This window comes from Streptomyces dysideae (genome assembly GCF_001514305.1).
Taxonomy (GTDB): Bacteria; Actinomycetota; Actinomycetes; order Streptomycetales; family Streptomycetaceae; genus Streptomyces; species Streptomyces dysideae.
Map to the genome: position 1 here is coordinate 1 of NZ_KQ949142.1, position 20430 is coordinate 20430.

Sequence of the window (20430 nt, forward strand, 5' to 3'; positions counted from 1 at the left end):
CCGGACAACATGAGCGCGTTCATGCTGAAGAAGCGGAACTCCCAGGACGGGACCGGCAGGATCCCGAAGTAGAACAGCCCCTGCGTCACACAGGACGTGCCCACCAGCAGCGCCCCGGCCCCGTACACACGAGGGCGCTGGACACGGCCCCACGCCCAGGGCAGGGTCCATCCCGTACGGATCGACGCCACGCCCATGCCGAGCGCCAGCAGGCCCAGGAGCACGCCGACTCCGACGACCCATTCCATGGCACCCCTCCTCCGGATCGGCCGACACAGATGATCACAGCGGCCGGCCACGGTGGGCAATGCCGGCTCCCGGCAATGTTCGGGCGGCTTCGCGGCGGAGGCCGTTCAGCCCAGGATCGCCCGTCGCGCTCGAAGTGACATCAGCCGATCGGTTTGATGCCCTCGTACGACCTCCCCGGCTCTCGTTGTACGACCCCTCGAACGCGCAGGTCGTAGGACCAGCGGCCGACCCTGTTCCGGCCAAAACTCGGTGGGCGTTGTCAGTGCCGATCCGTAGGCTTTGGCATCCGTGATGGACGACAACACCGCGGGTGAGAAAGGGGGGTCCTGGTGAGTCGGAGGCTGCCGCTGGGCGAGGGCGAGACGGCTCGCACTGCCTGTGCCCGTGGCCTGCTGCGTGCTGGGGTGTTGGAGAAGACGGGCGAGGTGTTGTCGGCCGCGGTGCCGGCGGAGCGGGTGGGCTGGGCGGCCGGTCTGGTGTCCGGCATGACCGCTGGTCTGCTGGCCGCGCACTGGAATGCCGCCGACGTGGACGCACTGGCCTCCGGGGAGGACGCCGGGGGCCGGAAGCTGCCGTCAAACGCCTGGATGGCGCTGCGGCGCCTGGGCTGGACCGTCGCCCCGGCCGAGGGTGTGACGGTCAACGACCGGATCGTACGCATGGCCCAGGAACAGGTCGGACGCACGCTGCGGTCGGCGAACTGGCGCGCCGACCTGACCGCCGGGGTCACCAGGACGTGGCCCGCCGATCCCGCGAAGCGCACCCCGCAGGAGTGGGACGCCGTTCGCGCGGCCGTCCCCGGCGGCCAACACCTGCCGTCCAGCGTGATCAGGTCCCGGACCCGGCAGATCGCCTCCTTCGAGCGCAGGCACGGCCGGCTGCCGGTCGACGTGTTCGAGCTGGAGGCCGCACCCCACAGTGCGCGGATGCTGCTGCTGTCGGCGTGCGACGGGCAGCAGGCCACCATCGCCCGCGGTGACGATCCGGGCCGGGCACTGCTGCGGCTGCAGCTCCCCACGCGCCCGGACCCGCGCTCCTACGGGACAACGATCAGCCTCCCCTCCCCCAAGCTCGCGGCTCCGCCCGAGCGGAGGAGACCCCATCCCGGCCACCGGCCGCGAGGAGCCGCACCGGGCGCAGGTTTCCACCTGCACGCCCACGCCACCCCTCCACGATGGGCACACCCCGTAGCCAGGCGCTTCGCCTGCCTTGGGATAGTTCAGCTGATCAGAGACGCTCGCTGCTGATGTCGACGACACGTGCAACCGACGAGGACAGGCCCGACCGATCCGCCGTGCGTACCCTGCTGCGTCTGTGGCCGTACGTGCGGCCCGTGCGCGTGCGGCTGTTCAGCGCCGCGTTCGTGGCGGTCCTCGCCTCGTGTACGGGACTGGTCATTCCGCTGGTGCTGAAGTGGATGGTCGACGGGCCGGTCGCCGACCGGGATCCGGCGGGGGTGTGGCTCGGGGCGCTGTATCTGCTGCTGCTCGGGCTGGCGGAGGCGTTGCTGTTCGGGCTGCGGCGGTGGCTGGTGGCGCGGCCGCTGGCGGGGGTCGAGGCGGCGATGCGGGCGGATCTGTACCGGCATCTGCAGCGGCTGCCGGTCGCCTTCCACGACCGGTGGGCCTCGGGGCAACTGCTGTCCCGGGGGACGACCGATCTGATGCTGCTGCGCATGTTCCTGGCGTTTCCACTGACGTTCCTGCTGGTCAACGGCGTGACGATCCTCGTCGGCGTGATCATCATGCTGTTGCAGGACTGGACGCTGGGGCTGGTGATCCTCGGGCCGGCGATTCCCGTGATCGTGACGTGCGTGGTCTTCGAGAAGCGGTACGCCGACGTGGCGCGGCGCGCGCAGGACCAGGTCGGCGATCTGACGACGGTCGTCGAGGAGAGCGTGCTCGGGATCCGGATCATCAAGGGGTTCGGGCGGCACCGGAGTCAGGCGCGGGCGTTCCGGGAGATGTCTCGGACGCTGCGGGGGACCGAGCTGCGGAAGGCCCGGCTGCTGGCGGCGATCTGGGGCGTCATCGTGACGCTGCCGGAGGTGGCCATCGGGGCGGCGCTGGTGCTGGGGGCCGTGCAGGTGGCGGACGGGGCGTTGTCGGCGGGGACGCTGGTCGCCTTTCTGTCGACGGCGCTTGCTCTTCGGTGGCCGGTGGACTCGATCGGGTTCCTGCTGGCGATGAGTCAGGAGGCGGCCACTGCGACGGAGCGGTACTTCGAGGTGATGGACGCGGAGCCGGAAAAGGAGAGCGTCGGCACCTCTCGCGTTCTGAAGGACACTGGGCTTCGGTTTCACGGTGTTCGGTTCCGTTATCCCGATGCTCCGTCCGATTCCTCGCCCATCCTGGAACACATCGACCTCCACATCCGCCCCGGCGAGTCCATGGCCCTGGTCGGCGCCACCGGAAGCGGCAAGACCACCCTCACCGCGCTCGTCCCCCGGCTGCACGAGGTGACGTCCGGGCACATCACCCTCGACGGGCAGGACATCGCCGCCATGTCCCGTGAGGAACTGCGCTCCCTCGTCGCCGTCGCCTTCGAGGAGCCCACCCTCTTCTCCGCCGGCGTCGGGGAGAACGTGCTGATGGGGGCCAAGGACGAAGCCGGGCCCGAGGAGTTGCGGCGGGCGCTCGGGGTCGCGCAGGCCGACTTCGCGCATGCCCTGCCCCAGGGCACCGACACGCAGGTCGGCGAGCAGGGGCACAGTCTGTCCGGTGGGCAGCGGCAACGGCTGGCCCTCGCGCGGGCCGTGGTCGGACGGCCCAGGTTCCTGGTGCTCGACGATCCGCTGTCCGCCCTCGACGTGCACACCGAGGCCGCCGTCGAGGCCGCCCTGCGGGACGTGCTCGCCGAGACCACCGCCCTGATCGTGGCCCACCGCCCGTCCACCGTGCTGCTCGCCGACCGGGTCGCCCTGCTCTCCGGCGGGCGTATCACCGCGGTCGGCACCCACCACGAACTGCTGCGCGGCAACGCCGAGTACGCGCATCTGATGTCCGGCACCGAGGAGGCAGCCCGATGACTGCGCCGGCACCCACGACCACCGCACCGGGCGAGGAGCAGCGGCCGGCCGGGGAACCCCAGCCGCAGGGCGACCCCTTCGACCACGACGTCCTGCCCACTCCGCCGGGCGCCACCACCGCGCTGCTGCGCTCCCTGCTCGCCCCGATGAAGGCCCGCGTCGCCGTCACCACGCTCCTGCTGCTGATTCAGCAGGCGGCGGTGCAGTCGGGCCCGCTGCTGGTGGCGTACGCCATCGACACGGCCGTACCGGCGTTCCGCGCCCACGACAACGGGCCGCTGATCGCGGTCGCCGTGGGCTATCTGCTGTGTGCCGTGGCCTCGGGCGCCCTGCAGTACGCGTTCATCATCGCGGCCGCCCGCGTCAACCAGGACGTGCTGCTCGATCTGCGCGGCCGGATCTTCCGGCATGCCCAGGCGCTGAGCATCGACTTCCACGAGCGGTACACCTCGGGTCGGCTCATCTCCCGGTCGACGACGGATGTCGAGTCCCTGCGCGAGCTTCTCAACGAGGGGCTGCAGGAGCTCGTGACCGTCGTCCTCTCCTTCGTCTACATCTCGGCGATGCTGCTCTGGCTCGACCTCGGTCTCGGCGCGGTCGCGGTGGCGTCGTTCGTGCCGCTGTATCTGCTCGTACGGATGTACCAGCGGCGTGCGGGGCGGGTGTACCGGCTGCGGTCCACCGCGATCGCCGGCGTGATCGTGAAGTTCGTCGAGACGATGAACGGCATCCGGCCGGTGCGGGCGTTCCGCCGCGAGGCCGCCAACGACGCGGACTTCCGGGTGCTCAACCGGCGGCACGAGCGGACCAACGGCGACGCGCTGCTGGAGATGGCCCGGTACGTCGTCGGATCCCGGCTGGTCGCCAACACCGCCGTCGCGGCGATCGTGCTGTGGGGCGCCTACCGGGTGGCGGGCGGTTCGCTGGCGCTCGGTGTGCTGGCGGCGGCCGTGCTGTATCTGCGGCGGCTGTACGACCCGATTGACCGGCTCGGCATGTTCCTGAACTCGTACCAGTCGGCGGCGGCCTCGCTGGAGAAGATCGCCGGTCTGCTCGCCCAGACGCCCACCGTGCCCGAGCCGTCGACGCCCAGGCAGCTTCCGGAGCTCGAGAGCGAGCACCCGGGCCGGGGCGTCGTCTTCGACGGCGTGCGGTTCGGCTACCGCACCGGCGGCGAGGTGCTCCCCCGCTTCGACCTCACCATCCCGGCCGGGCAGACCGTCGCGGTCGTCGGCTCCACCGGCGCGGGCAAGTCGACGCTGGCCAAGCTGCTCGCCCGCTTCTACGACCCGTCCGACGGGCGGGTCCTGCTCGATGGCGTCGACCTGCGCGAGCTCGCCGTGCCCGAGCTGCGGCGCGGGGTGGTCATGGTGACGCAGGAGGCGTTCCTGTTCTCCGGCACCGTCGCCGAGAACATCGCCATCGGGCGGCCGGACGCCACCCGCGAGGACATCGAGCGGGCCGCCAAGGCCATCGGCGCCCACGACTTCATCGGCTCGCTCCCCGACGGCTACGACACCGACGTACGCAAGCGGGGCGGCCGTATCTCCGCCGGTCAGCGCCAACTCGTGGCGTTCGCCCGGGCGTTGCTCGCGGACCCGGCAGTGCTGATCCTCGACGAGGCGACCAGTTCGCTGGACATCCCGGGCGAACGGGCCGTACAGCGGGCGATGTCGACGGTCCTGCGCGGCCGTACGGCCGTCGTGATCGCGCACCGGCTGTCCACCGTCGAGATCGCCGACCGGGTCCTGGTGATGGAACACGGGCGGATCGTCGAGGACGGCACGCCCGCCGAACTCGTCGCGGGGACGGGCAGGTTCGCGGATCTGCACCGGGCCTGGCGGGACAGTCTGGCGTGACGGTACGGGCCAGGGCCTGTCCGGCGGATCAGGTCGCAGGGAATCGGCGGCTCCTCATCGACGCCGGTGAGCGGGGGCGATGGGGGTCCCCCGCGCGAGGTTGTTCGAGCGTGGGGGAGCGTGCAGCTGCAAGGCGGAGGAGGGAGTCGACGCGATGGGGGTCCCCCGCTCGAGCGAAGCCGAGAGTGGGGGAGTCGGCGAGTGACGACAACGCGGCAGATGTGCGTGCCAGACCCCGCGTCTGCGGCGTGATCCGCCGGACAGGCCCTAAGGACGAGTGAATGATCGACGCGTACGAGGATCCCGGCACACCCGACTGCCGGGGCGGCGGGCGGTACTTATGGTGGCTGGTCAGACAGCAGCCGGTGCGGTCCGCCGCCGGGGCGCTGATCTCCAGCGTGTGGATGGTGCTGCTGGCGGCGTCGCCGTATCTGCTGTCCCGGGCCGTCGACGAGGGGCTGGAGCCCGGTGACCACGAGGCGCTGGCCTGGTGGACGGCGGCGCTGTTCGGGGTGGGGGCGTTCAACGCCTGGCTGAGCATCATGCGGCACCGCACGATGACCCGGCTGCGGATGGACGCCAACTTCCGCACGGTCAAGGTGCTGGTCGGACAGGCGGTCCGGCTGGGGGCCGCGCTGCCGCGCCGGGTCGGGGCCGGCGAGGTCATGACGATCGGCGTGGGCGACGTCAGCACCATCAGCAACTCGCTGACCGTGATCGGGCCCGGGTTCGGGGCGCTGGTGGCCTATCTGGTGGTGGCGGTGCTGCTGCTGTCGGTGTCGGTGCCGATCGCCGTGGTGGTGCTGCTGGGCATGCCGGCGATCGGTCTGCTGGTCGGGCCGCTGCTGCGGCGGCTGCAGCGCACGGAGACGGAGTACCGGGAGCGGCAGGGCGTGCTGACCGCCCGGATCGCCGACCTCGCGGGCGGGCTGCGCGTCCTGAACGGCCTGGGCGGCAAGGGGCTGTTCGCCGACGCGTTCCAGCGGGACTCGCAGCGGCTGCGGGCACAGGGGTACCGGGTCGGGTCGGTGACCAGCTGGGTGCAGGCGCTCGGGGTGGGGCTGCCGACGCTGTTCCTCGCCGTGGTGACCTGGCTGGCGGCGCGGCTGGCCGCCCAGGGGGCCATCACCGTGGGCGAGTTGGTGTCGGTGTACGGCTTTGTCGCGGTGCTGGTGCGGCCGGTGGCGTTCTTCGTCGAGTGGGGGTACCAGGTGAGCCGCGGGGTGGTGGCGGCACGGCGCGTCGTACGGTTCCTGAGCCTGGAGCCGATGGCCGACACCGGCACCCTGGACGCGCCGGCCGAGCCGTCGGTGCTGCACGATCCCGAGTCCGGGGTGCGGGTGCTGCCGGGGCGGCTGACCGCGCTGGCCGGCGCCCGGCCCGCCGACGCCGAGGCCGTGGTGGACCGGCTCGGCCGGTATGTGCCGTCGGCGGCGACCTGGGGCGGCGTACGCCTCGACGAGATCGTGCTGGCGCGGGTGCGGGAGCGGATCCTGGTCGCCGACCACGAGGCGGACCTGTTCGCGGGGCCGTTGCGGGAGCTGGTCGGGGGCGGGGACGCGCAGGTGATCGAACGGGCCGTGCGCACGGCTGTCGCCGAGGACATCGTGCGGGGCCTGCCGGACGGGCTCGACACCCCGGTCGACGCGCAGGGCCGCAACCTCTCCGGCGGGCAGCGGCAGCGCGTCCGGCTGGTCCGGGCACTGCTGGCCGACCCCGAGGTGCTGCTGGCGATCGAGCCGACGTCCGCGCTGGACGCCCACACCGAGGCACGGCTCGCACAGCGGCTGCACGCCGAGCGGAGCGGCCGTACGACGGTCGTCACGACCACGTCGCCGCTGGTCCTCGACCGCGCGGACACCGTCTGCTATCTGGTCGACGGGAAGGTCGCGGCGGTCGGCGGCCATCGGGAACTGCTGGACGGGGAGCCGGGTTACCGGGCCCTGGTGGCCAGAGACGAGCACGAAGCAGACGAGACCGCCGCCGAGGAGGCCGTACGGTGACCGCTGGTTCTTCCGGGCACCTGCCCGTCGCCGGACGCGCCGACGTCCGGCGGGCCGTGGGGCGGCTGGTGCGGGCCGACGCGCGGGCCTTCGCGGCCGTACTGGCTCTCAACTCCCTTGCCGCGATCGCCGGGCTGGCCGGGCCGTGGCTGGTCGGGCGGATCATCGACGAGGTGCGGGACGGGGCCGGGGTGTCGGCCGTGGACCGGCTGGCGCTGGCCATCCTGCTGTGTGCGCTCGCTCAGCTGGCGCTGGCGCGCTGGGCGCGGTACGTCGGGCACCGGTTCGGGGAGCGGACGCTGGCGCGGGTGCGCGAGGAGTTCGTGGACCGGACGCTGGCGCTGCCCGCGTCCGTCGTGGAACGGGCCGGCACCGGTGATCTGACGGCGCGCGGCACCGCCGACGTCACCACCGTCGGCACCACCCTGCGCGACGCCGGGCCGGAGCTGCTCATCAGCTGCGTGCAGGCGGTGTTCCTGATGGGCGCGGTGTTCGCGCTGGACCCGCTGCTCGGCGTGTGCGGGCTGGTCGGCCTGACCGGCGTCCGGTTCGCGCTGCGCTGGTATCTGCGCCGGGCCCGCGACGGCTATCTCGCCGAGGGCGCGGCCAACTCGGAGGTCGCGGAGATCCTCGCGGCGACCGCGTCCGGCGCCCGCACGGTAGAGGCGCTGCGGCTCCAGCGGCGTCGGGTGGCGGCGAGCCGGGAGGCGCTGGAGACGTCCCGGCGGGCCCGGTTCCACACCCTGTATCTGCGCACGGTGTTCTTCCCGTCGGTGGAAGTGTCGTACCTCGTGCCCGTCGCCATGGTGCTGCTGATCGGCGGGGTGCTGCACGAGCGGGGCGCGATGAGCCTGGGCTCGGTGGTGGCGGCGGCGCTGTATCTGCAGCAGCTCAGCAATCCGCTGGACGAGATCCTGATGCGGGTCGAGCAACTGCAGAGCAGCGGCGCCTCGTTCGCCCGCGTGGAGGGCCTGGCGCGGGCGCCGCGGGCGAAGGACGCCGGCTCCCCCGTCCCGGCGGACGACCGGATCGACGTGACCGGCGTGCGCTATTCCTACGGCCGTGGCGGGGAGGTCCTCGGCGGCGTCGACCTGACCGTCCGTCCCGGGGAGCGGCTGGCCGTGGTGGGCCCGTCCGGCGCCGGGAAGACCACCCTCAGCAGACTCCTGGCCGGCGTCGACGCGCCCAGCGCGGGCACGGTGACGGTGGGCGGCGTACCCGTCGTCGCCCTCGGTCCGGAGGAGCTGCGCCGCCAGGTCGTCCTGGTCACCCAGGAGCACCATGTGTTCCTGGGCACGGTCCGCGACAATCTCCGTATCGCCGAACCGGCGGCCACCGACGGGGAGTTGTGGGCCGCGCTCACCGCGGTCGGCGCGGACACCTGGGTGCGGGACCTGCCCGACGGCCTGGACACCCCCCTCGGCGACGGAGGGTGTCGTACGGACGGCTCGCAGGCCCAGCAACTCGCCCTGGCCCGCGTGGTGCTGGCCGACCCGCACACGCTGATCCTGGACGAGGCCACGGCGTTGCTGGACCCGACGACCGCCCGGCACACCGAGCGCGCCCTGGCCGCCGTACTGGAGGGCCGCACCGTCATCGCCATCGCCCACCGTCTGCACACGGCCCACGACGCGGACCGCGTGGCCGTGATGGAGAACGGCCGCCTCACGGAACTCGGCGCGCATGACGAGCTGGTGGGGGCGGACGGGGCGTATGCGGCACTGTGGCGGTCGTGGCACGGGGAGCGGGGCGGAACAGCATGAGAGGGACCTCCATGGAGAGGGCCGACTTCATCGCGGGCGCCTATGCCCTCGGCGCCGGTCCGTGGACGACGGCACCGGTCACCCGGGGTGCGCTGGGCCAGATCTCGCAGGTGGCCACCACTGACGCGCCGCCGCCCTGTTCGTCTCAGCGCACAACGGCACACCGGTGATCAAGGTGTTCTTCTCCGCCGAGCACTGCGGCGCCTGCCCGAAGCAGTCAGTGTGCACCCGCCCCGACCAGACGCCGGGGCAGAGGGCTCTCCTTCGGGCCGTCGACATGTGCGACTGGAGCGCGATCAGCCATGGGTGTCCAGGCCGTTGCGATCGAGTGCTGCTCGGATCTGGCTGAGCCACTCTGTGCCCAGCCGGTGCCTGTTCGGGTGTTGGTCGCCTCGATCCCAGCGCCACGTTGTGATCATCGCCAGCACGAGGATCCGGCACTCGCGCAGCAAGTCTTGATCGACACCCGGATAGTGCTCGCCGACTTCTTCGGGCGCATGGGCGAGGTCGAATTCGACGGGCCCTCGGCAACACGTCTCAAGGTCTATGAACAGCAGCCCGTTCTTCGTGGTGAGCACGTTGCCCGGGTGCGGCTCGCCGTGCAGCAGCTGCTCGGCGCCGCCGCGCTCGCCGATCACTCGTCTCAGGCTTCGTAACGTGTCGCCGAGCAGCTCCCGGTCCGCGTCGGCGAGCGCCGGAGTGTGGTCGCGGTTCGCCACGAGTTGTTGAGCCTGCTCGACTCGATCCGTGAATCGCGGCGTCGGGACATCGAGTTTGCGCATGCCGGCATGCAGCCGCTCGAGCGCGTTGGCGTAGTCGGCTGGTGAGACCTCTCGAGGTGTCACGGGTTCGTAGTAGGTCCACAGCGTGACCACGAAGCCATCACGCTCATAGACGCGTGGCTCCACTCGAGGCTCGAGAGCAGCCACAGGGCACCCGGATTCGGCGAGCCGCTGAGCAAGCTCGACTTCGAACTGTGCGACCTGATGCGCTACAGGTGCGACCCGGGCCAGGACGTCACAAGGCAGCAGACGCAGCGTGAGCTTGTTCGAGTCATGAAGAACGATCGCGTCGTCGACTGTCAGGTCAAGTGATGAGGCGATCGACATGGCCGCGGCCACCGCACGCGGGACCTCTGACGCCTGCATCGTCGCCCGGCCCCTCTCCCTTGAGCACTGCCATAACTCTCCGAGCGGTGCAACCTGCGCACCCTACCAAGCTGCCGATAGAGAGCCGCGGTTGCGCGACGGGCACGGCGCGACTGATTCGGCGATCTGCCCCGTCGGCTGCTCAGCCGACAACCGTCAAACAACGCAAACGATTCCGTTCGCGGCACTGGATTCACGCAAGTCCGGCTGCGCCGTGGAGGTGGAAGTCACAACTCCTCCGCAGGCCCGCACAAGCGCCGCAACACCACCCCGCACCGCCGCGCATACGCATGCTGCAGCCCCCGGGTCGCCGGTCCCCCCGCCCGCGCATACCACTTCGCCCCGCGGCTGAACGCGTTCACCGTCAGCCACACCGTCCCGTCCCCGGTGCGTTCCACCACGAACGCTTCCTCGCCGCACTCGGGGTGGCCGGAAAGCGTCCCGTACGCCCAGCCGGCCCGGCGGTGTTCCTCCACCATCCAGACCACGCGGCAGGGGGCCTTGATCATGCCGGCGAGGGTGACCGTGACGTCGACGCCGGGGGCCGCGCGGTCGGCGGTGGCGTCGATGCCCACGCCGAGCGCCCGGTGCATCTCCCAGGTGAGGACCGCCTCGGCCGCTCTGCGGAAGACGTCCTGGCCCTCCCCGATGATCGTGCGGACGTGCAGGGGGTGGAAGCCCGGCGGGCAGTAGCCGCTCTCCCGGGTCGCGCCGACGTCGTCGTACGTGAAGGACATGGGTCCCAAGAGTAGGGCGGCACCCGGGAATGCCTTCGTCCCGGGTGCCGCCCTTGTCAAGCAGCCGGCCGTCAGCCGACGTTGACCGCGGACCAGGCCGCCGCGACCGCCTTGTACTCGGTGCTGCCGGAGCCGTACAGGTCGGACGCCGCGCTCAGGGTCGCCGTACGGGCGCCGGCGCACTTCGTCGTCGACGTCATGTACTCGGTCAGCGCCTTGTACCAGATCTGCGCGGCCTTGGCCCGTCCGATGCCGGTGACCGTGGAGCCGTTGGAGGACGGCGAGTTGTAGCTGACCCCGTTGATCGTCTTCGCGCCGCTGCCCTCCGAGAGGAGGCAGAAGAAGTGGTTCGCCGGGCCGGACGAGTAGTGCACGTCCAGGCCGCCCAGCGAGGACGACCAGGCGTCCGCCGACGAACCGTCCTTGCTCGGCTTGTCCATGTGGCGCAGCGGGGTGCCGTTGCCGCGGATGTCGATCTTCTCGCCGATGAGGTAGTCACCGGGGTCGGAGGAGTTCGCCGCGTAGAACTCGACGGCCGTGCCGAAGACGTCGGACGTCGCTTCGTTGAGGCCGCCGGACTCGCCCGAGCAGTTCAGGCCCGCCGTGTTCGAGGTGACGCCGTGGGTCATCTCGTGGCCCGCCACGTCGATCGACGGCAGCGGCTTGACGTTGCCGTCGCCGTCGCCGTACGTCATGCAGAAGCAGCTGTCGGACCAGAAGGCGTTGACGTACGCGTTGCCGTAGTGGACGCGCGAGTAGGCGGCCTTGCCGTCGTTCTTGATGCCGCTGCGGCCGACGGTGTTCTTGTAGAAGTCCCAGGTCACCTGGGCGCCGTAGGCGGCGTCCACGGCGGCGGTCTGGTCGGTGGATGAGCTGGAGGCCGCGCCGGTGCCCCAGGTGTCGTCCGCGTCGGTGCAGTTGTGCGGCGGGTGAGGGAAGAGTGACATTGAAGGCGTGCACATGCCAGGACCCCCAAGTGATGTTGGCCGAAAACCGACCGCCCGGTGAGCATTGCGGGAATGTAGACGCGACAGAAGGAGGGCGCCGTCCCGGAGGTTCGAACCTCCGGGACGGCGCCCTGACGTGAGCCCGCGAGCCCGCGAGCCCGCGGCCTACGGGAAGGTGAGCGTCCAGCCGCTGATGTGGCCGGTGTCCACGGCCGCGTTGTCCTGCACCCTCAACTGCCAGGTGCCGTTGGCGACTTCGGAGGAGGCGTTCACCGTGTAGGTGGTGTTGAGGTTGTCCGCGCTCCCGCCGGTGCCGTACGCCTTCAGCGTGTACGCCGTGCCGTCGGGGGCGATCAGCTGCACCTGAAGGTCACCGATGTAGGTGTGCACGATGTCCACCGCGACCTGGAGGTTGGAGGGCGCGTTGCCGGTCCGCCCGGACACGGTGATCGACGACGTCACGGCCGCGCCGTTGTCCGGAATCGATACGTCGGTGCCGTTCTCGAAGGAGGTGCCGCCACCGCCGCCGCCACCGCCGTCGGAGCGGGCACCGACCGCGACGCCCGCCCAGGCGTCCTGCACGGCCTTGTACTCGGCGGACGTGGTGCCGTACAGCTCACCGGCCGCCGCGAGGGTGCCGGTGCGGGCACCCGCGTAGTTGGTCGTGGACGTGAACTTGGTGGTCAGCGCCCGGAACCAGATCTTCTCCGCCTTGTCCCGGCCGATGCCGGTGACCGGGAGGTTGTCCGCGGTGGGCGAGTTGTAGGTGACACCGTTGATGGTCTTGGTGCCGCTGCCCTCGCTCAGCAGATAGAAGAAGTGGTTCGCGGGGCCCGAGGAGTAGTGCACGTCGATCGAGCCGATGCCGGAGTACCAGCTGTCCTTGGAGTTGCCGTCCCGGCTCGGCCGGTCCATGTAACGCAGCGGGGTACCGTCGCCGCGGATGTTGATCTCCTCGCCGATGAGGTAGTCACCGGGGTCGGAGGAGTTCGCCGCGTAGAACTCGACCGTCGCGCCGAAGACGTCGGAGGTGGCCTCGTTCAGACCGCCGGACTCACCCGAGTAGTTGAGGCCCGCGGTGTTGGAGGTGAGCCCGTGGGTCATCTCGTGCGCGGCCACGTCGATCGACGTCAGCGGGTTGGCGTTGCCCGAGCCGTCGCCGTACGTCATGCAGAAGCAGCTGTCGGACCAGAACGCGTTGACGTAGTTGTTCCCGTAGTGCACCCGGGAGTACGCGCCCACTCCGTCGCCGCGGATGCCGTTGCGGCCATGCACGTTCTTGTAGTAGTCCCAGGTCAGCGCCGCGCCGTAGTGCGCGTCGGCGGCGGCCGACTCCAGGTTGGACGGGCTGCCGTTGCCCCACACGTCGTCGGAGCCCGAGAAGAGGGTGCCGGTGCCGGAGGTGCCGCGGTTCAGGTTGTACGTGCGGTGGTTGCCGCGCGCGCCGTCCCTGAGGTTGAACGTCGACCCGGACTGCGTGGTGGTGAGGTCGACCGTGCCGGAGTACACCGTGTTGCCGGTGCCGGTCTCGATGGCCTCCCACTCGAACAGCTGCTCGCCGGTGGTGGCGTCCGTGATGACGTGCAGCTCCTGCGGGGTGCCGTCGTGCTGGACGCCGCCCACGACCGTCTCGTACGCCACGGTCGGTGTGCCGCTCGCCGCCCAGATCACCTTGCGCGGCGCCCGGTTGACGTCGGGGCTCTTGGCGTCCTCGGCCTTCGCGGCGGCCAGCGCCTGCTTCTCGGCCTTGGCGGCGGGTACGGCGGCCGTGGTGGTGGCCGGTGCGATCCTGGCGCGGGTGGCCTTGACGACGGCCTCGGTCGCGTCGGCCTCGGTGCTCTCGACGACCAGGTCGCCTCCGAGGACGGGCAGACCGTCGTAGGTCCGCTCGTAGCGCGTGTGCAGCGTGCCGTCGCCGTCCTTGAGGACGTCACGGACGACCAGCTTCTCCTTGGCGCCCAGGCCGAGGTCCTTCGCGGTGTCCGCCTTGGTGGCGTTGGCCTCGCGGATCAGCTCGGCGCGCTGGGCGGGGGTGAGCTGGACCGACTCGGCGCCCGGTATGACCTTGCCCGCAGCCGACGGTGCCTTCTCCGGGGCGGCGGCCGCGGCGCCGGTCTGGACGGCCGTGGCGATCAGGACGGACACACCGACGAGGGCGACGGCGGTCCGGCGGTGCGCCGTGGGGCGCTGTGCTGCGTGGGAGGTGCGTCTGTGGGAGGAACTGTCTCTCAACACTGACTCCTTCTGCGCGGCCGCGGATCACGCGGCCAGGGGAGACCGGCCGGCGGGTGGGCCGTCCGGGCAGATCGGGGTGGTACGCAGAACGACGTGCGGGTACTCGGCACACACAGCCCGTGCGACATGTGGGGTTGCTGTGAAGTGGCCGTGGGAAGAGTGGCAGGAGAATGAGGCGTCTGTCAGGAGCGCGTCAGAAATTTGGCCGGAAGTGGTCCGTTGTCCGGGAGTTCATGTTCGGTATACGGACCGTCTCGCTTGATCCTTGGCGCCGGGGTGGCGCCGTCAGGGAGGCGTGATGGTGGGATCGCCGGTCAGTTCGCACAACGAGTGGGATCCGCTGGAGGAGATCATCGTCGGGCGTCTCGACGGCGCGACGATCCCCGCCAGTCATCCGGTCGTGGCCATCAACATGCCCTCGTGGGCGGCGCGGGTGCACGGGGTCGCCGCCGGCTGGAGATATCCGCGTGTGCTGACCGAGCGGGCGCAGCGCGAACTCGATCAGTTCATCACGCTCCTGCAGTCCCTCGGCATCACGGTCCGGCGCCCGGACGCGGTCGACCACCGGCAGCGCTTCGGCACTCCCGACTGGTCGTCACGCGGTTTCTGCAACGCCTGTCCGCGCGACAGCATGCTGGTGATCGGTGACGAGATCATCGAGACGCCGATGGCATGGCCATGTCGGTATTTCGAGACGCATTCCTATCGCGCGCTCCTCAAGGACTACTTCCGGCGCGGCGCACGCTGGACGGCGGCACCGAAGCCGCAGCTCACCGACGCGCTGTTCGAGGCGGACTTCCAGGTCCCCGGGCCGGACGAGCCCATGCGGTACATCCTCACCGAGTTCGAGCCGGTCTTCGACTCGGCCGATTTCGTACGTGCGGGACGTGACCTGTTCGTCACGCGGAGCAACGTCACCAACCGCATGGGCATCGAGTGGCTGCGCCGCCATCTCGGACCCCGCTATCGCATCCACGAGATCGAGAGCCGCTGCCGTACGCCCATGCACATCGACACGACGTTCCTGCCGCTCGCGCCCGGCAAGGCCCTGGTCAACCCCGAGTACGTCGACGTCGACCGGCTGCCCGACGTCCTGAAGTCGTGGAAGATCCTGGTCGCACCCGAGCCCGACCCGATCGACGAGCGCCTGCTCAGGATCACCTCGATGTGCGGCAAGTGGCTCAGCATGAACGTCCTCATGATCGACGAGGAACGGGTGATCGCGGAACGGCACCACACCGGCATGCTGCGCGCCCTCGAGGGGTGGGGCTTCGAGCCGATCCCGTGCAATCTGCTGCACTACGCGCCGTTCGGCGGTTCGTTCCACTGCGCGACACTCGACATCCGGCGGCGCGGCACGCTCGAGTCGTACTTCGACTGAGGTGGGGCGGGCCGTGGCGGCAGGGGCCCGCTTGAAAGGGCCCCTGCAACCGGCGAGGGGAAGTCCCCTCACCTCATGAGCACCCCCGCCGCCTCCCCCATCTCCTCCGAAGGCACCGCCACCAACCCCAACTCAGCCCCCGACGCCAGCAGCCGATGCGCGGGCAGGATCCGCACCGTATAGCCGTACGGCCCGGTCCGATCCAACGACAGCGGGCCCTCGTACACCCACCGCCCCTCAAGATCCGGCCCACCCGCCTGCTTCAAGGGCACCGTCGCCGCATCCGCGATCCGGTCCTCCGAGTCCACGCGCCCCGAGACCGCCTGGACCTCGACGTCGTCGGGGGCGAGGTCGCCCAGAGCCACCCGGACCCGCAGACCGAGCGTCGAGCCCAGTTCCGCCGTGGCCGTCGCGACGGACGTCTCCACGTGGTCGACGGTCACCCCGTGCCAGGCCGTCCGCACCCGGGCCTTCCACGCGGCGAGTTCACGGGCCGAGTCCGGGGTCATCGCGCGGTGGGCGTGGGCGGCCGGGGTGTAGAGGCGTTCCACGTACTCGCGGACCATCCTGCCCGCCAGTACCTTCGGGCCCAGCAGGGTCAGGGTCTGGCGGACCATCTCGATCCAGCGGTCCGGCAGGCCGGCCTGGCCCTGCTCGTAGAAGCGGGGGGTCACCCGCTGCTCCAGCAGGTCGTACAGCGCCGCGGCCTCTACGTCGTCCCGGTGGTCCGGGTCGTCCCCCACTGCCGAAAGCGTGGGGGCACCCCCATCGGTGCCGTTCGCCGTCGGGATCGCCCAGCCGAAGTCCGGCTGGAACCACTCGTCCCACCAGCCGTCCAGGACGGACAGGTTGAGGCAGCCGTTCAGCGCCGCCTTCATGCCCGAGGTGCCGCAGGCCTCCAGGGGGCGGAGCGGGTTGTTGAGCCAGATGTCGCAGCCCGGGTAGAGCTTCTGCGCCATCGCCATGCCGTAGTCGGGGAGGAAGACGATGCGGTGGCGGACGCGTGGGTCGTCCGCGAACCGGACCAGCTCCTGGACCAGGCGTTTTCCACCGTCGTCCGCCGGGTGCGCCTTGCCCGCCACCACGATCTGGATCGGGCGTTCGGGGTGCAGCAGCAGGTCCATCAGGCGGTCGCGGTCGCGGAGCATCAGCGTCAGGCGTTTGTACGACGGGACGCGCCTCGCGAATCCGATCGTCAGGACGTCCGGGTCCAGCACCCCGTCGATCCAGCCCAACTCGGCCGTGCCGGCGCCACGTTGCCGCCAGGAGGTGCGGAGGCGTTCCCGTACCTCCATCACCAGCTGCTCGCGCAGGCTCCGTCGCAGCTCCCAGATGTCCTGGTCGGGGATCTCCCCCACCGAGTCCCAGCGGTCCGAGCCGCCGACGGTCAGCGCGTCCTCGGTGCGCTGGGCGCCGATCTGCCGGGCGCCGAGCCGGAAGACCTCGGGGGCGACCCAGGTCGGGGCGTGGACGCCGTTCGTCACCGAGGTGATGGGCACCTCGGCGGGGTCGAATCCCGGCCAGAGTCCGGAGAACATCTCGCGGCTGACCTGGCCGTGCAGCAGCGAGACGCCGTTCGCCCGCTGGCCCAGGCGCAGTCCCATCACGGCCATGTTGAAGAGGTTGGGTTCGCCGCCGGGGTAGGTCTCCATACCGAGCTGGAGGATGCGTTCGACCTCGATGCGCGGGAGTTCGGCGTCGGGGCCGAAGTGGCGGGCGACCAGCTCGCGGTCGAAGCGGTCGATGCCGGCTGGGACGGGGGTGTGGGTGGTGAAGACCGTGCCCGCGCGGACCGCCTCCAGCGCCGCGTCGAAGTGCAGGCCCCCGTCGGCCAGTTCGGCGATGCGCTCCAGGCCCAGGAAGCCCGCGTGGCCCTCGTTGGTGTGGAAGACCTCGGGTTCGGGGTGGCCGGTCAGGCGGCAGTACGTCCGTACCGCCCGGACACCTCCTATACCCAGCAGCATCTCCTGCAGCAGCCGGTGCTCGCTGCCGCCGCCGTAGAGCCGGTCGGTGACGCCGCGTTCGCCGAGGTCGTTCTCCTCGACGTCCGAGTCCAGCATCAGCAGGGGGACCCGGCCGACCTGGGCCAGCCAGATGCGGGCGCGCAGCTGCTTGCCGCCGGGGAGGGCGAGGGAGACCTGGGCGGGGGTGCCGTCGGGTTCCCTCAGCAGGCCGACCGGCAGTTCGTTGGGGTCGAGGACGGGATAGTGCTCCTGCTGCCAGCCGTCCCGGGACAGGGACTGGCGGAAGTAGCCGTGCCGGTAGAGGAGCCCGACGCCGATCAGCGGTACGCCGAGGTCGCTGGCCGCCTTCAGGTGGTCGCCGGCGAGGATGCCGAGGCCGCCGGAGTACTGGGGCAGGGCGGCCGTGATGCCGAACTCGGGCGAGAAGTAGGCGACGGCGGCGGGGAGTTCGGCGGACTGGGACTGGTACCAGCGGTCGCCGGTGACATAGTCGTTGAGGTCTCCGGCGACCGCGGCGAGGCGGCGCAGGAAGCGGCGGTCCTCGGCCAGCTCCGCGAGCCGCCCGGGCGGCACACTGCCCAGGAGCCGTACGGGATCACCGTTCGAGGCGGCCCAGCGCTCGGGGTCGACGGACTGGAAGAGATCGCGGGTCTCCGCATGCCAGGACCAGCGCAGATTGCGCGCCAGATCGCTCAGCGGCCGCAGGGCTTCGGGGAGGACGGGTCGGACGGTGAATCGACGGATCGCCTTCACATTCCACCTCGGGCAGGCGCGTGGCAGGGGACGCACGGCGGTGTGCGTCCCTTCATCGCCCTCGACGGTATCGGTATGCGGGGCTTCGTAACCACAGTGCGTTTTGTGGCTGTCAAGCGACGGAGAAGCTCGCACGCCCGTCCGAAAACAGCCGCAACCTTTACACATCCCCCATAGCCGATATGGCCGATTCCGCCCTGTAGGCGTCCTTGTGGTGCTTCACGCGTCACGAGAGGCTGCCTGGTGGCGTACCGGCCCAAGTCGGGGCGCACCCGGCCGACCACGGCCGTCGTACGCCGAGTTGAGGAGGGGAACTCACACCATGGCACGGACGCGAACACGGCGTCTGCGCTGGGCGGGGGGCCTGACCGCGGTGACCTGTACCGCCGCGCTTTCGGCCATCACGATGCCCGCGCACGCCGTACCGGAGGGGCAGATACTCGGCGCCGGAGACCCCGGCTCCGTCAGCGGAAGTTACCTGGTGACTCTCAAGGGGGGAACGAAGGCCCCGTCGGCGGCGGGAAAGAGCCTCGCGGAGAAGTACGGGGCGGAAATAAGCCACACCTACGGCACGGTCCTCAACGGCTACGCGGTGCGGGCCAACGAGAGACAGGCCAAGCAGCTCGCGGCCGACTCCCGGGTGGCCTCGGTCGTCCAGGACACCCGCGTGACCCTGGACCACACGCAGAAGAACCCGCCGTCCTGGGGCCTGGACCGCATCGACCAGCGGAACCTGCCGCTGGACAAGAGCTACACGTGGCCGGAGTCGGCGGGCGCCGGAGTGTCGGTGTACGTGATCGACACCGGCATCCGCATCTCGCACAAGGACTTCGGCGGCCGGGCGAGCTACGGCTGGGACTTCGTCGGCAACGACAGGTCCGCGGGCGACGGCAACGGCCACGGCACCCATGTCGCCGGCACCGTCGCGGGCACCAAGTACGGCGTCGCCAAACAGGCCAAGGTGATCGCCGTACGCGTCCTCGACAACGCTGGCGCCGGCACCACCGCCCAGGTCATCGCGGGCATCGACTGGGTCACCAAGAACGCCAGGAAGCCCGCGGCGGCAAACCTCAGCCTGGGCGGCTACCGCAACGCCCAGTTGGACACCGCCGTACGCAACTCCATCGCGTCCGGCGTCACGTACACGGTCGCGGCGGGCAACGAGAGCCTGCCGGCCGGCCTCTACTCCCCCGCGGGCGTGAAACAGGCCATCACCGTCGGCGCGACCGACAAGAAGGACGCCAGGGCGAGCTTCTCCAACTACGGCTCCGCCCTCGACCTGTTCGCCCCGGGCACCACCATCACCTCGGCGTCCCACACCAGCGACACCGGCAAGGCGACCTTCTCCGGTACGTCGATGGCGTCGCCGCACGCCGCGGGCACGGCCGCGCTCTATCTGGCCGACCGTCCGCAGGCCACTCCCGCGCAGGTCTCCCAGGCTCTCGTGGCCCAGGCCGCGAACGGGAAGGTCTCCGGGCGAGGGCTCGGCTCGCCGAACAAACTCCTACAGGTGCCGGGCTCTTAGGCGCGGGTTCACCGGAACCGGCCCCGTTCCTCCCGAACGGGGCCGGTCTTGTGTGTAGACATACGCGTGAGTAGTTAACAAAGTGCCGGATTGCCCACCCGAATAGGGTGGGAAGGCTCCTCCGGTACGCCCCACAGCTGCGCCCCCGGGTGCACCCCCCGACCCACCACGCAGGACCCACCTCCCCACAGCCATCCGCCCACCCACGTTGACGCGGACAGGAGCGGTCATGCCCGCCACGCACCACTCGTCAGCACCCCCGACGTCCAGCACCGAAGCACCCCCCGTACGCCGCCCGGCCGTCGTCGGACCGCGGTCCCCGGAGCGACCCTCCGCGAGCGATCCGGTCCCCGGCATCGGCCGCATACCCGTCCTCGACGTCCGCCCGGTCGTCCAGCACGGACGCAGGCCCGCGAAGGCCGTGACCGGCGAGACCTTCGAGGTCTCGGCGACCGTGTTCCGCGAGGGCCACGACGCCGTCGCCGCCAATGTCGTACTGAAGGACCCCGACGGCCGCCCCGGCCCCTGGACCCCGATGCGGGAACTGGCGCCCGGCACCGACCGCTGGGGTGCCGAGGTCACCGCCGGCGCACCGGGCCTGTGGACCTACCAGGTCGAGGCCTGGAGTGACCCCGTCTCCACCTGGCGCCACCACGCCCAGATCAAGATCCCGGCGGGCATGGACACCGAACTGGTCCTGGAGGAGGGCGCGCGGCTCTACGAACGGGTGGCCGCCGGAGTACCCAAGAGCAAGGGCCGACGCGATGTCGTCCTCGCCGCGGTGGACGCCCTGCGCGACGAGACCCGCCCGGCCGCCTCACGGCTGGCCGCCGCGCTG

General features: G+C 70.9%; 14 protein-coding genes and 1 pseudogene. 9 read left to right on the forward strand and 6 right to left on the reverse strand.

Annotation, left to right across the window (positions count from 1 at the left end; all coding sequences use genetic code 11):
* Positions 1-248, reverse strand: a 248-nt coding sequence (locus AQJ91_RS46995) for a hypothetical protein (RefSeq protein WP_067036114.1), incomplete at its 3' end; no start/stop codon positions are given.
* A gap of 330 nt (positions 249-578) precedes the next feature.
* Between AQJ91_RS46995 and AQJ91_RS57090 the strand changes: the two genes are divergently transcribed.
* The 6 genes from AQJ91_RS57090 (at position 579) to AQJ91_RS58020 (ending at position 9072) form a co-directional block, all read left to right on the forward strand.
* Positions 579-1496 carry a hypothetical protein gene (locus AQJ91_RS57090; protein WP_234383461.1) on the forward strand — a complete coding sequence of 306 codons (918 nt, stop codon included), beginning with the start codon at positions 579-581 and terminating at the stop codon, positions 1494-1496.
* Positions 1496-3277, forward strand: coding sequence for an ABC transporter ATP-binding protein (locus AQJ91_RS47005; RefSeq protein WP_067036117.1), 1782 nt, complete (start codon positions 1496-1498; stop codon positions 3275-3277). The genes AQJ91_RS57090 and AQJ91_RS47005 overlap by 1 nt, the downstream gene beginning before the upstream one ends.
* Complete coding sequence (locus tag AQJ91_RS47010; protein WP_067036120.1) at positions 3274-5136, forward strand: ABC transporter ATP-binding protein; 1863 nt, start codon at positions 3274-3276, stop codon at positions 5134-5136. The genes AQJ91_RS47005 and AQJ91_RS47010 overlap by 4 nt, the downstream gene beginning before the upstream one ends.
* 281 nt (positions 5137-5417) lie before the next feature.
* Positions 5418-7139, forward strand: coding sequence for an ABC transporter transmembrane domain-containing protein (locus tag AQJ91_RS47015; RefSeq protein WP_067036123.1), 1722 nt, complete (start codon positions 5418-5420; stop codon positions 7137-7139).
* Positions 7136-8902 (forward strand): ABC transporter ATP-binding protein, encoded by a 1767-nt coding sequence (locus tag AQJ91_RS47020; protein ID WP_067036126.1) that lies wholly within the window; start codon positions 7136-7138, stop codon positions 8900-8902. Before AQJ91_RS47015 ends, AQJ91_RS47020 begins: the two co-directional genes overlap by 4 nt.
* Positions 8899-9072, forward strand: a complete 174-nt coding sequence (locus AQJ91_RS58020; protein ID WP_324618068.1) for a hypothetical protein — start codon at positions 8899-8901, stop codon at positions 9070-9072. The genes AQJ91_RS47020 and AQJ91_RS58020 overlap by 4 nt, the downstream gene beginning before the upstream one ends.
* A 126-nt stretch (positions 9073-9198) precedes the next feature.
* On the opposite strand, the gene AQJ91_RS47025 is transcribed toward AQJ91_RS58020, so the two are convergent.
* From AQJ91_RS47025 to AQJ91_RS47040, 4 genes and pseudogenes are all read right to left on the reverse strand, one after another.
* Positions 9199-10050 (reverse strand): phosphotransferase enzyme family protein, encoded by an 852-nt coding sequence (locus AQJ91_RS47025; RefSeq protein ID WP_067036129.1) that lies wholly within the window; start codon positions 10048-10050, stop codon positions 9199-9201.
* A 227-nt stretch (positions 10051-10277) separates the two neighbouring features.
* Positions 10278-10787: a DUF1990 domain-containing protein gene (locus tag AQJ91_RS47030; RefSeq protein WP_067036132.1), complete on the reverse strand. Its 510-nt coding sequence runs from the start codon at positions 10785-10787 to the stop codon at positions 10278-10280.
* A gap of 71 nt (positions 10788-10858) precedes the next feature.
* Positions 10859-11701, reverse strand: a pseudogene (locus AQJ91_RS47035) (M4 family metallopeptidase); the annotation flags it as partial.
* 198 nt (positions 11702-11899) lie between these two features.
* Positions 11900-13966, reverse strand: a complete 2067-nt coding sequence (locus tag AQJ91_RS47040) for a M4 family metallopeptidase (RefSeq protein WP_067036135.1) — start codon at positions 13964-13966, stop codon at positions 11900-11902.
* Positions 13967-14267: 301 nt separating this feature from the next.
* On the opposite strand from AQJ91_RS47040, the gene AQJ91_RS47045 reads away from it, so the two are divergent.
* Entirely contained in the window at positions 14268-15350 is a 1083-nt protein-coding gene (locus AQJ91_RS47045; protein WP_067036137.1) for an amidinotransferase, read from the forward strand.
* Between the two features lie 68 nt (positions 15351-15418).
* Here the strand turns inward: AQJ91_RS47045 and AQJ91_RS47050 are convergent, their stop codons facing one another.
* Positions 15419-18067 (reverse strand): glycosyltransferase family 1 protein, encoded by a 2649-nt coding sequence (locus tag AQJ91_RS47050; protein ID WP_067036140.1) that lies wholly within the window; start codon positions 18065-18067, stop codon positions 15419-15421.
* 322 nt (positions 18068-18389) lie between these two features.
* Between AQJ91_RS47050 and AQJ91_RS47055 the strand changes: the two genes are divergently transcribed.
* Positions 18390-19592 carry a S8 family peptidase gene (locus AQJ91_RS47055; RefSeq protein WP_067036143.1) on the forward strand — a complete coding sequence of 401 codons (1203 nt, stop codon included), beginning with the start codon at positions 18390-18392 and terminating at the stop codon, positions 19590-19592.
* 229 nt (positions 19593-19821) lie between these two features.
* Positions 19822-20430, forward strand: a 609-nt coding sequence (locus tag AQJ91_RS47060) for a maltotransferase domain-containing protein (RefSeq protein WP_159054827.1), incomplete at its 3' end; no start/stop codon positions are given.

Excerpts from the sequence above, each read along its gene's own strand:
- AQJ91_RS47005 (WP_067036117.1), top strand. The coding sequence starts at position 1,496 with ATGTCGACGACACGTGCAACCGACGAGGACAGGCCCGACCGATCCGCC.
- AQJ91_RS47010 (WP_067036120.1), top strand. The coding sequence starts at position 3,274 with ATGACTGCGCCGGCACCCACGACCACCGCACCGGGCGAGGAGCAGCGG.
- AQJ91_RS47015 (WP_067036123.1), top strand. The coding sequence starts at position 5,418 with ATGATCGACGCGTACGAGGATCCCGGCACACCCGACTGCCGGGGCGGC.
- AQJ91_RS58020 (WP_324618068.1), top strand. The coding sequence starts at position 8,899 with ATGAGAGGGACCTCCATGGAGAGGGCCGACTTCATCGCGGGCGCCTAT.
- AQJ91_RS47025 (WP_067036129.1), bottom strand. The coding sequence starts at position 10,050 with ATGCAGGCGTCAGAGGTCCCGCGTGCGGTGGCCGCGGCCATGTCGATC.
- AQJ91_RS47030 (WP_067036132.1), bottom strand. The coding sequence starts at position 10,787 with ATGTCCTTCACGTACGACGACGTCGGCGCGACCCGGGAGAGCGGCTAC.
- AQJ91_RS47045 (WP_067036137.1), top strand. The coding sequence starts at position 14,268 with ATGGTGGGATCGCCGGTCAGTTCGCACAACGAGTGGGATCCGCTGGAG.
- AQJ91_RS47055 (WP_067036143.1), top strand. The coding sequence starts at position 18,390 with ATGGCACGGACGCGAACACGGCGTCTGCGCTGGGCGGGGGGCCTGACC.